The sequence below is a fragment of the Brachybacterium sp. AOP24-D1-21 genome, assembly GCF_052378665.1.
GTDB lineage: Bacteria > Actinomycetota > Actinomycetes > Actinomycetales > Dermabacteraceae > Brachybacterium.
The window spans coordinates 2,618,825-2,633,031 of sequence record NZ_JBQSXX010000001.1 but is presented as its reverse complement, the minus strand read 5'-3'; the positions used below and the strand labels follow the sequence as shown (position 1 = coordinate 2,633,031).

Genomic DNA, 14,207 nt, shown 5'->3' with positions numbered 1-14,207 from the left:
AGACGATGCCCTCTGAGGAGGACACCCGCCGATGGTGGCAGCAGCGCCTGGGGGCGGTCGCTGATCCCGGGGGCAGCTGGCGGCCGGGCGGGCGCCGCACCCCTGGGCACCCCGGGGTGCGCGGTGAGATCCATCAGCTCGTGATCCAGAGCTTCGGCAGCGAGCTGGTGTGCGAGCTGCTGCGGCCGACGACGGTCCCATCGTCCGGGGTCGTGGTGGTGGTGCCTTTCTATGACACCGCTCCCCTGTTCGCGGAGCCCTCCCCGCGCACCGAGCTCAGCGGCCGGGACCCTGCCGGCAGCGCCTTCGGCCTGCAGCTGGCACAGGCCGGTCACGCCGTGCTCGCTGTGCCCTGGTGGTTCGAGCAGGTCGCCGCCTCGGACGCCGCGACGGCGAGGGCGGTGGGGCTGGAGGCACGCTACGGCCCTGCCGCCGAGCGCCATCGTCGCGAGCAGTCCATGACCGGCCTCGGCAGGAGCGTCGCGGATCTGATGCTCGCCGTCACCGCGCTGCAGGAGTCCGGGCTCGCCCCTTCGTCCCGGCTGGCGTCCTTCGGTCACTCCCTTGGAGGCAAGCTCTCCCTGCACCTGGCCGCCCTGGATCCTCGTATCGAGGCCGGCGCCGCCCATGAGCCCGGCCTCGGCTTCGCCCACTCCAACTGGAGCGATCCCTGGTATCTGGACGGCGACATCCCCGCCGGCCGGGACCAGGACGAGCTGCTCGGGCTGGTGGCCCCGCGACCCTTCCTGCTGGCCGGGGGCGGGGACGGCGACGGCGTGCACAACCTCGACCTGTTCCGCTCGGCGCGGCGGCGCTGGCCCGAGGAGCAGGGGCTCGAACTCCTGCTGCACGACGGCGGGCATCCGCCGCCCGCTCACGTCATGACAGGTGTCGCCACCTGGCTGCGCGAGCGGCTGAGCTGACCCCTTTTCGTCACCGGAGAACCCGGTCACACCAGTGTGCCGCCTCGTGACCATCGACGCCGTCGGCCGCTCCCCAGCCGCCTCCCGGCCGGCTGCCCGAACGCGCCTCCAGGCACGGAATGAGGGCCTCGCGAGGGACTTCACCCCAATTCTCGATGAGGCATGGACACATGCTGCAATGGGTTGCAGACTGAAGTCCGGACACATCACCCAACGGAGGGCTGACAGATGCCTGCACCACAGATGACTCGACGTCGAGCACTGCAGACCGGACTTCTCACCACGACCGCGGTGGGACTGGCCACCGCCGCACCCGCACTCGCCGCACCCCGGCTCCCCTCAGGATCCGGGGAACTGATCGATCTCGGGATCGCCATGGAGTCGATCAACGTCCGCCTCACGGGCAGCGGCCCTGATGGTGAAGGCGGCACGAACCTCTACGCCCTCTCGGACGGCAGCCCGGTGACCTTCTCCGTCATCAGCCCCGAGACCGGAGAACGACTGTTCTCCTGGTCCTTGCCCGACGACTCCCTGGCCTACGGCGGAGGGGTGTACGGCATCGAGGGCGGCGCCTACTTCACGGCACGCAGCGGCAAGGCCACCGCGCTGAACTTCTACGACCACGCCGCCCAGACCGTCACCCCCATCACCACCAGCGGGACGGGGAAGTCGATCCCGAACACGATGATCCGCAACGTCATCCCCGACGGGGACACGCTCTACCTCTGCTGCTACCCGCGCTCGGAGATCTACGCCTTCGATCTGCCCACCGGCGAGGTTCGGGAGTTCGGACGGGCCAGCGACAACGGAGGCGACTACGCCTGGGGCTTCACCAAGATCGACGACGTCCTCTACGTCGGCACCGGGATCGGCACCGGCCAGCTGGCCGCCTTCGACACCGCGAGCGGCGAGCGGACCGAGATCGAGCTTCCCCGCACTCCCGCACAGATCGCTGCACTGGGCACTGCCGGGCCCCTGCTGCTGGTCCCGCTGCCGTGAGGCAACGGGGTGTACGACACGACGAGCGGCACCTGGCGCGACGATGCCACGGGGATGGACCAGGCGGCGTCCGCCTTCGCCAGCGGGGGCGACCCGAATCTCAGCTACTTCCGGCGCGATGACGAGTACTGGGTCTTCGACGCCGAGACCCTCGCCGCAACACCACTGGGCTTCGCCGCGCACGGCGTCTCCACCAGCTCACTGCGGGCTCTCGAAGTCTTCCCGGCGAGCGGGCACGACATCATCGCGAACTTCCGCCAGAACGGGGAGGTGGTGATCTTCGACCCGACGGCCGATGAGGTCACCCTCCATGATCCCGCCGTCGAGGGCGCGCCGGTGATCGCCCAGAGCATCGGACTGGGACCGACGGGCGATGTCTGGGTGGGCGCCTATCTCAGCGCCGGGGTGATCGCGACCGTCGACAGGAGCAGCGGAGAGATCACCCAGCTCGAGGGACCGGAGCAGAGCGACACATTCGCAGCGGTCGGACCGTATCTCATGGTCAGCAAGTACCCGAACGGCGTGGTCTATCGCTATGACTCGCGCGTCCCGTGGGACTGGGGCTCGAACCCCGACAAGCTCGCCACCCTGATCTCACCGCACCTGCAGGACCGCATCTTCGAGATGACTGCTGCGGGAGATCTCCTCGCCACGGCGTCGATCCCCGAGTACGGACACCTCGGAGGCGCGCTCACCCTGATCGACCCGGAGACGGGCGACCACGACGTCTATCGCAACATCGTTCCCGAGCAGGGGGTGTGCGCTGTGGTGCACCGTGACGGGGTCGTCTACGGCGGCTCCACCATCCAGGGTGGGATGTCGATCGAGCCGACCACCACCGAGGGGCATCTGTTCGAGTTCGATCTGGCCTCCCGCGAGGTCATCTCGACGATCGTCCCGGTCCCGGGCGATGAGACGGTGTCCACGCTGTGCTTCGGTGCCGATGCCTCGACCCTGGTCGGGATGACCTACGAGAACCGCTTCTTCACCTACGACATCACCCGCCATGAGGTGACCTCGGTGGTCGACCTCGGGATCACGCCGACTGGGGCGAAATGGGGCCGCACTCCGACTCTGCGGTATCGCAAGCACGATCAGCACTTCTACGGAGTGGGCGGCCATACCTACTTCCGGGTGTCGGCCGCCGGCGTCCTCACGGTCCTGGACGACGAGCACGCCTGGAAGACACTGACGATCACCGATCGCGGCGAGATCTACCTGATCGATGACAACCGGGTGTACGTCCACCGCCTCACCTGAGCCGGACGAGCAGCACCCGAGGCCAGATGCATCTGGCCTCGGGTGCTGCTCGTCGATCTGCGCGGCTCACCGCGCCAGCAGCATCACCACGCCGGCAGTGTCACCGCGCCAGCAGTGTCGTCAGGTACTGCACGGCCAGCACCAGCAGGAAGCCGGTGCCGAGCACTGCGAGGATCGTCTGGGCGACCCCGATCCGAAGGGTTCCTCGCCGGCGGCTGCGGGCCAGGGCCACCAACACGATGCCGATCAGCGGCACCACGAAGATGGTGACCGCCTGGGCCGTGAGGATCAGCTGGACGGGGATCCCGCCGAAGACGATCGCGACCACCCCGCCCAGGGCGATCACGGCCGTGATGCAGATCTTCACGGCTGCGGAGTCCAGACCGCCCCGGTCGATCCCCAGTGCCCCGGCCAGCATGGAGCCGCCGATCGTGCTGTTGCCGAGCAGGGAGGAGAAGGCCGCCGCCCAGAGACCGAGCGCGAACAGGATGGTCGCCCAGCGGCCAAGGATCGGCTCCAGGATCACGGCCATATCCGCCGGTGAGCTGACCGTGGCGCCGAGCGGATGCAGCACCGCGGCGGCCGCCACCATGATCACCAGGGAGAGGGCTCCCAGGACCAGCGTCCCCAGCGTCGCATCCCGGCGCGCGTCAGGGAACTGCTCGGCGGTCCATCCCTTCTCCCGCACCAGCTGGATCTGGTAGAACGCCCCGACCACCGAGAACGTGGTCGCCACGGCGCTGACCACCAGGGCATTCGCGCCCGAGGGGATCGACGGGATCAGGCCCCGGAGCACCTCAAGCAGGTCCGGGCGGGTGATCACGGCGGTGGCCACGTAGATCAGCAGCATGAGCACGATGATCACCACCATCGTCCGCTCGAGGTTCCGGTAGAAGCGGGGCAGCCAGAGGAAGCCGATGGCGGCCGCCGTGAAGAGCACGGCGTACAGGCGGGGATCTCCCCCGAGCAGCACCTGCCCGGCGGCGCCGGTCCCGGCGGAGTTCCCCGCCTGGAAGGAGGCGGCAACGAGGAAGGCACCGAGCCCGACCAGGACCCCCACGATCCGGCCGAAGGCAAGGCTCACGGTCGCGACCGGCGAGCGGTCCGTGGTCAGTCCGATCCGCACCGAGAGGTTCACGAAGCAGAGCATCAGGATCGTGGCGAGCACCGGCACCCACACCAGGTCATAGGCGAAGGACGCGCCCAGCGAGCTCGCGGTGGCGATGCTGCCGGGACCGAACACCAGCGCCGCGGTGACGAAGGCGGGGCCGAAGCGACCCCGGGACTCTCTGGGCGCGGGGGCAGTCTTCACGGTCATCTCATTCCTCTCAGAGGTCGAACAGCTCCTGCGCGTTCCGCCGCATGATCAGCTCCTCCTCGGCCGGGCTGAGCTCTGCGGCGCGGAAGGCGCCGATCGCGAGCGCAGGATCGATGAGCGTGGAGTCGGTGCCGAACAGCATCCGCTCGGGGCCCACGCGGTTCAGCACCCAGCGGATCCGGTCCGCTTCGGGCTGGGAGTAGCCGGGCTCGAGCCAGAGCCGATCGGTGCGGGAGACCGCCTCAGGGGCGAGGCGCCAGGCTGGTCCGCCCATGTGCCCGGCGATGACCTTCACCTCAGGGACAGCAGCAACGGTATCGGCGAGCGCGAGCAGCTCCGTGCCCCAGGAGTGGACGAGCACCGGCAGATCATGCTCGGCGCACAGGCGCAGCGCGTCGGCCATCGCCGGAGAGCCCGCCTTGGTGCGTGCGTAATCGGTATGGATCTTCGCGCCGATGAAGAGTCCGCCGGGCAGCAGCTCGGCCAGGTGCGTCCGAGCAGCCTCGAGGTCGCGGGGGTCGATGACGAACATGCCGCGCAGCCGGGGTCGGCCCGTGATGGCGGCGGCGAGGGCGAGGTTGCCGGAGGTCGGGTCGTAGGTGACGGCTTCGACGCCCGAGACCAGCTGGACGTCGATCCCGTGCGCGTCCATCGAGCGCAGATTGTCCTCCGCCGTGCCCTGGTCGGGTCCGAAGAACCACGGTCCCAGATGGGCGTGCACGTCGATGCGTCCGCGGTTCATGACCTCTCCCCTGCCAGGCGCCGGAGGTTGCCGGAGGTGACGAGCGCCCGCTGCTCGGGGCTGAGCCCGCTGGAGTGCAGCCGCTCGAGCACGGAATGCTCCTCGAACCAGCCGGCGCGGGTGCCGAACAGGAGGCGGTCGGCCCCGACCTCGGCGGTGATGGACTCCCAGGCGTCGAGGTTCCCCAGCAGCCGGGTGGAGGCGTGGAAGCCGGGCTCCTCCCTGGCCACCATGATGAACTCACCGGCATCGTAGAAGTGCTGGTCCAGCAGCACCACGGAGGCACCGAGCCCCATCAGTGCGAGGCCGACGGTGCGGGTCGATCCCTCCACCAGCAGAGTGAGGCCGAGCTCGGTGGCGCGGCGGGCGAGCAGTCGCAGTCTTGGCGCGGTGCCGGGGATGTTCTGCCGGGTGGTGGCGAAGCGCACCAGACGGTGCCCATCGGCGGCGATCCGTTCCAGGCGGGCGTGGGCGTCCAGGGGGTTGCGCAGCTCCACCCCGGGCACATCGATCCAGCCGTGCTCCGCCGCGGCTCGTGCACCCTCCCGGTTCCCGGATTTCGGGTCGTAGGCGATCGCGCTCAGGCTGGTCACGGCGCCGCCGTCGATCCCGGCTGCAGCCAGCCGCTGGGCGAGTTCCGCGGGGGTGCGGCGGCGGCCGCTGGCGATATCACGGCCCACCAGCAGGTCGCAGTCGAGGATCATGCGCCGATCAGCTCCCGATGGACCTTCTCGATCGCTGCGGAGATCGCGTCGACCTGGTCATCGGTGTAGTTCTCGTTCCAGGGGATCACCTGCAGGCGATGGTCGATGAGAGCTTCTGCCTGCGGGCAGAGGCCGTCGGGATACTCGATGGTGCCGCACAGCGGGTAGCCGCTGCCGCCGTAGGCGCTGGGGGCGCGCAGCACGGGCTCGGTGTAGAGGGGCCGGCCGATGTACCCGGCGATGCAGGGCACCCCTTCGGCGGAGAGCGCGGCGGCGAAGCGTCGCGCCCCCTCCCGGTCCAGGCCCTCGAGCAGCAGCGGGTAGTACCAGTAGGCGTGCTCGGCGCCGAACGGAGGGACGCTCACCCCGGGCAGGGCGCCGATCCGGGCCGAGACCTGTTCGGCGCTGCGGCGCCGGCGAGCGACCACCTCGGGAAGCTTGCGCAGCTGGGCGCGGGCGACCGCGCCGCTCAGTTCCGGCATCCGGTAGTTCAGGGCGAACGAGAGGTAGGTGCGCTCCCCTGTGTCCCGCGGCCAGGCCTTGTCGGCGAACAGCCGCATCGCGCGTGCGAGCTGTGGGTCGTCGGTGAGCACCAGCCCGCCATCTCCGGTGGTGATGTGCTTGGACTGCTGGAGGCTGAAGCAGCCCAGGTGGCCGACGGCGCCGACCAGCGGCTCCTCGGGCCGTTCCCGGGCGAGGTAGGCCTGGGCGCAGTCCTCGATGAGGAGGATCCCTGATTCGTCGGCGATCTCGCGCAGCTCGCGGACCTTCGCGGCACCGCCGAAGAGGTGGACGACGAGGATCGCTCGGGTGCGCGGCGTGATCCGGCGGCGCACGTCCGCGGGGTCGAGGCAGCCGGTGGCGGGATCCAGATCCGCGAAGATCGGCACCGCGTTCTGCGCGATGATCGGCAGCACCGAGCCCATGTCCGAGATCGGCGGGACGATGATCTCGTCCCCGGGAGCGGGATCGACGGCGGCGACCGCGAGGTGCAGCGCGGCGGTCCCGCTGCTGCAGGAGACCGCGTGCGCAGATCCCATCAGCGCCGCGAATTCGCGCTCCAATGCCGTGACCTCGGTGCCCCAGACCCCGGAGAGCATCCCGGAGCGGAGCACCCGCAGCACGGCCTCCTCTTCTTCGGCGCCGATCGTGCGGCCGGCGGCGTCGTTGGTCGAGGGCAGCGAGCCGGGCGGCAGCACCGGGCTGCCGCCGTTGAGGGCGAGCAGTTCAGAGTGCATCGGCATGCACCGGCAGGACGGCAGAGAGCAGGGTCTTGGTGTACTCCTCGCGAGGGTGGGTGAAGACCTCGAAGGCAGAGCCCTTCTCGACGACCTTCCCCGACTTCATCACCAGCACCTGATCCGCGAAGCGCTCCACGACGGCGAGGTTGTGGGTGATCAGCAGGATCGAGAAGCCCAGCTCCTGGCGCAGGTCCTCCAGCAGCTCCAGCACCTGCAGCTGCACCGAGGCGTCCAGGGCGGAGGTCGGTTCGTCGGCCACCAGCAGTGCCGGCTCGAGGGCGATCGCCCGCGCGATCGCGACGCGCTGCTGCTGTCCCCCGGAGAGCTGACGGGGGTAGAGGTTCTCGAAGTGAGTGGGGAGGTCGACCTTGCTGAGCAGATCGAGCACCGTCGCTCGGCGAGTGGCCTTGGAACCGATGCGGTTGATCCGCAGTGGCTCCTCGATGTTCTCGGCGATGGTGGAGGAGGGCAGCAGTGAGCCGTACGGGCTCTGGAACACCATCTGCATCGCGCGACGCTGCTCCCGCAGCTCCCGGCGGTTCATCGCCAGGACATCCTTGCCGTCGAAGCGGACCTCACCGCTGCTGGGCTCGATGAGGCGCAGCACCAGCCGGGCCAGAGTGGACTTGCCCGAGCCGGACTCCCCCACCACCCCGAGGGTGCTGCCTGCGGGCAGGTCGAAGGAGACCTGGTCCACGGCCCGCACCGGCCCGGTGGCGCCGGGGAAGTCCTTGACCAGGTCTCGCACCGCGACCAGCGGAACCGGCTCCTCGCGCGGTATCGACGGTTCTGACGCGGCCGACGGGGCCGAAGACGTCGAGGCAGCCGACGCAGACGACGCTGTGCCCTGGTTCGGCCCGGTGTACTGGTCCGACCCGGTATCGGAACTGATGGTCGTCTCCTCGGGCGGGCGGATGTCCATCGCGGAATCGAGCAGGACGCGCGTGTACGGGCTCTCCGGAGCGGTGAGGAGCTGTCGCATCGGTCCCGCCTCCTGCACCTCGCCGTGGCGCAGCACGACGCCGTCGTCGGAGAGGTACCGGGCCACGCCGAGGTCGTGCGTGATCATCACCAGTGACATCCCGTCCTCGCGCATGCTGCGCAGCAGATCGAGGATCTGTTTCTGGACGGTGACGTCGAGGGCGGTGGTGGGCTCGTCCGCGATGATCAGCCGGGGCCTGGTGATGGTCGACATCGCGATCATGGCGCGCTGGCGCATGCCTCCGGAGAGCTGGAAGGGATACATCGTGATCCGGCGCTCCGGTTCAGGGATCCCCACGTCACCCAGCGCCCTCACGGCGAGCTTGTGCGCCTCCTGCTTGGTGCCCAGGCCGTGCCAGAGGATCGGTTCGGTGAGCTGCCGTGCCAGGGTGAGCGAGGGGTTCAGGGACTCCATCGCGTTCTGGAAGACCATGCCCACCTCGCGGCCGCGCACCCTCCGCAGCTGCTGGTGACCGGCCTGCAGCAGATCGATGGCATCCCCTGAGCCGAGGTCGAGCTTCGCCGATCCGGTCACGCGGGCATTCTTGGGCAGCAGCCCCAGGACCGCCCGCATCGAGACGCTCTTGCCGGAGCCGGATTCGCCGATCACGGCGGTCGAGCCGTTCTCGGCCAGCTGGAGATCGAGGCCGTTGACGGCGTTCACCGTCGAGCCGTCGGGCATATCGAAGGTGACCCGCAGATCGGAGATGTCGAGCAGCATGGGTGGTCCTCTCTCAGGTCTCGTCGACGTCGAAGGCATCGCGGATGCCATCGCCCACGAAGGTGAAGGCGATCATGATCGCGACGAACACGATCGTGGGCCAGAAGATCAGGTACGGGCTGTTGAGCACGAAGGCGTAGCCGTCGACGATCATCGCCCCGAGCGATGGGGTCGGTGGAGCCACCCCGAGGCCGAGGATCGCGAGGCCGGATTCGGCGAGCATGTTCGCCGGTATGCCGAAGCTGACGGTGACCAGCACGGGGCCGAGGGCGTTGGGGAGCATGTACCGCATCACGAGGGTCCAGCCGTTCGCCCCCATGGAGCGTCCGGCCTCGACGTACTCGAGGGTCTTCAGACGCATGATCTGGGCGCGCAGCAGTCGTGACTGACTCACCCAGGAGGCGATGGTGAGGGCAAGGATGATCGCCCATGTCGAACGCCCCATCACCGCGACCAGCAGCACCGCGAAGAGGTAGCCGGGGAAGGCGAACATGACGTCTGTGATCGCCATCAGCACGGCGTCATACTTCCCGCCCTTGTAGCCGGCGATGAGGCCCACGACCATCCCGATGCTCAGCGACAGCATCTCGGCGACGACGGCGATGAACAGGGCGGTGCGGATCGAGTAGATCAGCCGGGAGAAGACGTCCCGGCCGAGCTCGTCGGTGCCCATCACGAAGCCGTCGCTGAAGGACGGCAGCAGCTCCTGCCCGCGGTGGATCGTCGCGAAGTGGTACGGAGCGAGGAGCGGTGAGGCGAGTGCCACCACTGCCACCAGGCCGATGAAGGCCAAGCTCACCACCGAGAGCCGATTGCGCAGGAAGCGCGCCCAGCGGCGACCCCACTCGGTGGTCGGCTGGTGCACGGCGGTCCGTGCGGGGGTGGTCTTCGGTTCGTCGAGAGTGGTCATCAGATCGCTCCTCTTGGCGCCTGGGTGCTGAGCGGCGTCGAGACGCCGACCGCGGCTCCCGCGCCGTCGCCCGTATCGCCGCGGCCGCGGCGGGGGCCGTGCGAGGCGAGCCCGAGATCGGCCCGCACTCGTGGATCGAGCGCCGCATAGCTGAGGTCGACCAGCAGGTTCATCACCATCAGCAGGGCAGCGAAGAACAGGGTGGTGCCCATCAGCAGCGGCATGTCACGGCTGACGGCAGCCTGGGTGAAGTAGTGCCCGAGCCCCGGGATGCCGAAGATCTTCTCGACGAAGATGGTGCCGGTGGCGAGCCCGGCGAACAGCGGGCCGACGACGGTCACCAGCGGCATCAGTGAGTTGCGCAGCACGTGGGTGACCAGGATGGTCCGCTCCCTGCCTCCTTTGGCGCGGGCCGTGAGCACGTAGTCCTGCCGAAGGTTCTCCAGCATGGAGGAGCGCACATGACGGGCGAGCACCCCGATCGGGGCAATCGCGAGGGCGAGGGTGGGCAGCACCATGTATTCCGGCCCCTTCCACCCGTACAGCGGGAGGACCCCCAGGCCGACGCCGAAGATCAGCACCAGCAGCAGCGCCGCGAGGTAGTTCGGCAGACCGTTGCCGAGGGTGGCCAGGAACATGGTGCCGGTGTCCCAGATGCTCCGGCGCCGCACTGCGGCGAGGATCCCGAGCGGGATCGCTATCGCGACGGCGATGAGGGTGGCGGAGACGGCCAGCGCGGCGGATATCGGGAACGCGGTCGCGATGATCTCCTCGACGGTCCGGCTGGTGAACCTGTAGCTCGGACCCATATCGCCGGTCACCGCGCCGGCCATGAAGGTCGTGTACTGCTGCCAGATCGGCACGTCAGAGCCGTAGCGTGCGCCCAGCTCGGTGCGATTCTCGCTGGTCGCCTGCTGCGCGAGGCTGACGGTGCCACCGCCCGACGCCTGGATCCCGGCGAAGTCGCCGGGAGCCAGCTGCAGCAGGCCGAAGGTCAGGACCGACACCGCGAACATGCACAGTGCCAGCCGGAACAGCCGCCGTCCGATGAACATGGCCAGTCTCATCGATCCACCTCCTCAATCCTCATCGCCGTCGTGATCACTCGCTCGCCGTGAGGTGCTTGTAGTAGTAGCCCTCGGGGGACGGGCGTCCCTGCAGGCCGCTGAGCCGGTCGGAGGTCACCCACATCTGCGCGCCCCACACCAGCGGGATGGTGAAGGCCATCTCGTCCCGCAGCGCGGCGGCCTCGAGGAACGTCTGGGTCCGCTTCGCCTCGTCGAGCTCCGCCGCGGCGGCGCGGGCGAGCTCCGCATATTTCTGTGCCTCCGGGGTGGACTTCGTGGAGAGGATCTCCTCGACCTGCGCGGCGATCTGTGCCCCGTCGAGACTCTCGTCGGAACGGGTGGCCTTGATCTTGTCCCAGGCCGCTACGGGCATCGAGAACTGGCGCACGTGGTCGATGCCGAAGATGTTGAGGATCCAGTTGGGCATCGTCGAGATGCCGGCGAAAGAGCCGTAGTAGAAGCTCATCACCGAGGTGTCCTCGTAGGGCAGCCAGCGGGTGTCTGCATGGACGCCGCCTTCGAGGACCTCGAGGGAGACCGCGAGGCCGAGGGTGTCCTTCAGCTGCTCAGCGAGAATCGCGAACATCGGCGACTCGAAGCCCATCTGGACCCGCATCGGCGGGAGCCCGTCGCCGTAGCCGGCCTCCTCGAGCAGTGCCTTCGCCCCGTCGGGATCGAAGGGGATCATGAGATCCTCGCTCCACTCCGGGACGCTGCTGGGGACCAGGGTCCCGGCGGCTTCTTTCCCCGGATCGTTCTCAGTGAGTGCCCCGCGATCGATGGCCATCGAGAGGGCCTGACGCACTTTCTGATCGCGGATCGCGTCGTGCCCTCCCCACATCGTCTGCAGGTAATGGCAGGCGTAGCCGTCCACCTTGGTCAGCTTCTCCTCGAGCGAGGGATCGCCGTTGAGGGTGACTCCGTCCACCCCGATGACGTCCATCTCGCCGGCGCTGAAGGCGAGGACGTTGGTGGGCAGGTCGCCGCCGAGCTGGAGGGTGACGTGGTCGATGTCGACGTTGTCCGCGTCCCAGTACTCGGGGTTCTTCTCCATCTCGAGGACGGTGGTGGGATCCCACTGCGTCATCCGGAACGGGCCGTTGCTCACCCAGCTGTCGACAGCGGTCCACCCTTCCGGGTCCGCTTCGACCGACGCCTTGTTCAGCACCGTCATCGAGTAGTGCGACATGTTGATCAGGAAGTCGGGGTTCGCGGCCTCCAGCGTGACTTCGACGGTCTTCTCATCCGGTGCGGTGATGCCCACCTCGGCCCAGTCGCTCGAGGCGCCGGACTGGAAATCGGCCGCGCCCTTGATTCCGATGGAGGGCAGGAAGCTCGAGGCGCCGGCCGCGTAGCCGGTGCCCGCCCCGCTCGGGGTGAGCAGCCGCTGGAAGGAGAAGGCCACATCGTCCGAGGTGATGGGCTCACCGTTGGACCACTTCGCCTCACGAAGGTGGAAGGTATAGGTCAGCCCGTCCTCGGATTCATCCCAGCTCTCGGCGAGCGCCGGCACCACGTCGCTGCCGTCCTCGGACTGCATGACCAGGCCTTCGCCGAGGGCCGAGGGGACAATGGTCATGCTGTTGTTCACGTAGTGCGGATCGAGTGCGTCGATCGTGCCGGTGCTGGCGATGGTGATCGACTTCGCGCCGTCCTCGCCGCTACCGCCGCCGCTCCCCCCGGAGCTCGAATCGAAGAGGGAGCAGCCCGAGGCGAGCAGCCCCGCCCCGCCGACTCCCATTCCGAGCAGCACCCGTCTGCTGACCGTTCCGAAATCCTGCGTCTTTGCCATGGAGTTCACCCTTCGGATGCTGTCTGCGTCATCGCCCGGGGCGCCGTCGCCCCGTTGACTGCAAACGCTTTCTATCACAATCGTGACGGTGCTCACGGGTGTTGTCAAGGTGGTTGCGCAATCGGTGTCATTGCGCCGCGCGCAGGCTCCGAGACCGTGTTCCTGCTGTGACCTCCGGGCGCTGCGCGAGAACGCGAGGGCTCAGATGTCGTGCAGTCCGCGGGCCACCGGCTCGACACGGACAGAGCCATCCCGCACGGTCACGAGCTCCGGAGCACGCCGCGCGAGCTCCCCGTTCGCCGCTGCGGCGTACTGCCGGCTGTTGTACTCGACTGCAGGCCAGGAGACCGGCAGCACCGCGGCGAGGCCGAGGGAGTGCTCCAGGGCGAGGTCAACGGTGGTGAGGTCCTGGATCGCGATCCGCATCCCGGCTGCGTGCGCGAGCGCCTGGGTGATCATCGCGTGGCTCTGCCCCTTGACCGCCTTGATCACCACGCCGGACCAGCCCTGGCCCTGCACCGTGGACAGCTGGGTCAGACGGCTGTAGCCCTCGTCGAGCAGCACGGGGATCCGGGCCGAGAGCCTGCGGAGCATCACCGGATCCGGCTCCTGGTCGCGAGGGATCGGCTGCTCCAGGTAGTCGATCGTGGACAGCAGGACCGGGTCCTCACGCTCGAGGGTGTCCAGCAGCTCGGCGAGCGCCGGAAGCGTGTACGCCTCATTGGGGTCCAGGGAGAGTCGCAGGTCGGAATGCAGCGGAGCGGCAACGCGGTGCACGGCCCGCAGCCGCTCGAGATCGGCGGAGAGCTCACCGGAGAGCTTGAGCTTGAGATGGTGCACGCCCTCGACCCGGATCCAGTCCTCAAGGTCGCGCACACCCGGTGCGGCGTCGGCCGCGGTGAGCGGATCACCGACCCCGAGCGCATGCTGGACAGGCAGCTGAGCGTGAGGCGTGCCCAGGGTTTCCCCGGGATACAGCCCCTCCCCCGCCTTGCCATAGCGGCTGAGGTCTTCTCGCAGGTGCTCCGCGGTGTACATCGAGGTGAGCGGAATTCCGGCAGCTCGTGACCAGGCGTCGTGCAGCGCGTTGTCCACCGCGCCGAGGGCGAGCAGACCAGCGAGGCGCGGGATGCGATCAACACCGGCGCGGCGCGCCGCACCGGCGAGCAGATCGTCGAGACCCTCGTACAGCGGGCGCCAGAGCACGAACGGATCACCGCTGAGCGATGACTCGGCCATCTGCGCCGCGAGCTCACGCACCAGCTCGCGCATCACCCGGTCACGGGTCTCCAGGTCGAGGTCCGTCGAGGGCCAGGACCAGGGCGCCGAGAGCATCCCGGCTCCGACTCCTGCGGAGCCCTGCCCAGCGCAGTCGGTGACGTCCACGTGCACGGAGACAGCGGTGATGTGCGTGAGCGGCCGCCCGCTGATCACGAAGGGTGGCTCGAGGGCGACGTCCCGGAAACGGACTTCCGCACCTCTCACCCGGATATCGCTGCGCCGACCATTCTTCATGGCGGAGTTCACCGTCTCCCCTTCGAGCGACACG

Annotated in this window: 12 protein-coding genes; 3 read left to right on the top strand and 9 right to left on the bottom strand. The window is 68.8% G+C overall.

The features are described from left to right. Positions 1–5 precede the first annotated feature (5 nt). The 3 genes from ACT3UF_RS11760 (at position 6) to ACT3UF_RS11750 (ending at position 3,182) form a co-directional block, all read left to right on the top strand. Positions 6–923, top strand: a complete 918-nt coding sequence (locus tag ACT3UF_RS11760) for a hypothetical protein (protein WP_441443846.1) — start codon at positions 6–8, stop codon at positions 921–923. A 228-nt stretch (positions 924–1,151) separates the two neighbouring features. Beyond that, positions 1,152–1,922, top strand: coding sequence for a hypothetical protein (locus ACT3UF_RS11755; protein WP_444608350.1), 771 nt, complete (start codon positions 1,152–1,154; stop codon positions 1,920–1,922). 9 nt (positions 1,923–1,931) lie between these two features. Beyond that, on the top strand, positions 1,932–3,182 hold the full coding sequence (locus ACT3UF_RS11750) for a hypothetical protein (RefSeq protein ID WP_444501790.1): 1,251 nt from the start codon (positions 1,932–1,934) through the stop codon (positions 3,180–3,182). A gap of 100 nt (positions 3,183–3,282) precedes the next feature. Here the strand turns inward: ACT3UF_RS11750 and ACT3UF_RS11745 are convergent, their stop codons facing one another. The 9 genes from ACT3UF_RS11745 to ACT3UF_RS11705 form a co-directional block, all read right to left on the bottom strand. Then, positions 3,283–4,500 (bottom strand): Nramp family divalent metal transporter, encoded by a 1,218-nt coding sequence (locus tag ACT3UF_RS11745; RefSeq protein WP_444608349.1) that lies wholly within the window; start codon positions 4,498–4,500, stop codon positions 3,283–3,285. A 10-nt stretch (positions 4,501–4,510) separates the two neighbouring features. Next, a complete protein-coding gene (locus tag ACT3UF_RS11740) occupies positions 4,511–5,242 on the bottom strand; it encodes an amidohydrolase family protein (RefSeq protein ID WP_441443849.1) in 732 nt (243 codons plus the stop codon). Next, a complete protein-coding gene (locus ACT3UF_RS11735) occupies positions 5,239–5,946 on the bottom strand; it encodes a hypothetical protein (protein WP_444608348.1) in 708 nt (235 codons plus the stop codon). Before ACT3UF_RS11735 ends, ACT3UF_RS11740 begins: the two co-directional genes overlap by 4 nt. Next, positions 5,943–7,184: a DegT/DnrJ/EryC1/StrS family aminotransferase gene (locus ACT3UF_RS11730; protein ID WP_442332539.1), complete on the bottom strand. Its 1,242-nt coding sequence runs from the start codon at positions 7,182–7,184 to the stop codon at positions 5,943–5,945. The genes ACT3UF_RS11735 and ACT3UF_RS11730 overlap by 4 nt, the downstream gene beginning before the upstream one ends. Continuing rightward, entirely contained in the window at positions 7,174–8,889 is a 1,716-nt protein-coding gene (locus tag ACT3UF_RS11725; protein WP_444608347.1) for a dipeptide ABC transporter ATP-binding protein, read from the bottom strand. The genes ACT3UF_RS11730 and ACT3UF_RS11725 overlap by 11 nt, the downstream gene beginning before the upstream one ends. Positions 8,890–8,902: 13 nt before the next feature. Continuing rightward, positions 8,903–9,799 (bottom strand): ABC transporter permease, encoded by an 897-nt coding sequence (locus tag ACT3UF_RS11720; protein WP_441443853.1) that lies wholly within the window; start codon positions 9,797–9,799, stop codon positions 8,903–8,905. Next, positions 9,799–10,866: an ABC transporter permease gene (locus ACT3UF_RS11715; protein ID WP_442332537.1), complete on the bottom strand. Its 1,068-nt coding sequence runs from the start codon at positions 10,864–10,866 to the stop codon at positions 9,799–9,801. The genes ACT3UF_RS11720 and ACT3UF_RS11715 overlap by 1 nt, the downstream gene beginning before the upstream one ends. Positions 10,867–10,900: 34 nt before the next feature. Next, positions 10,901–12,658 carry a peptide ABC transporter substrate-binding protein gene (locus ACT3UF_RS11710; protein WP_444608346.1) on the bottom strand — a complete coding sequence of 586 codons (1,758 nt, stop codon included), beginning with the start codon at positions 12,656–12,658 and terminating at the stop codon, positions 10,901–10,903. Between the two features lie 201 nt (positions 12,659–12,859). Continuing rightward, positions 12,860–14,185, bottom strand: coding sequence for an enolase C-terminal domain-like protein (locus tag ACT3UF_RS11705; protein WP_441443856.1), 1,326 nt, complete (start codon positions 14,183–14,185; stop codon positions 12,860–12,862). Positions 14,186–14,207: the final 22 nt, after the last annotated feature.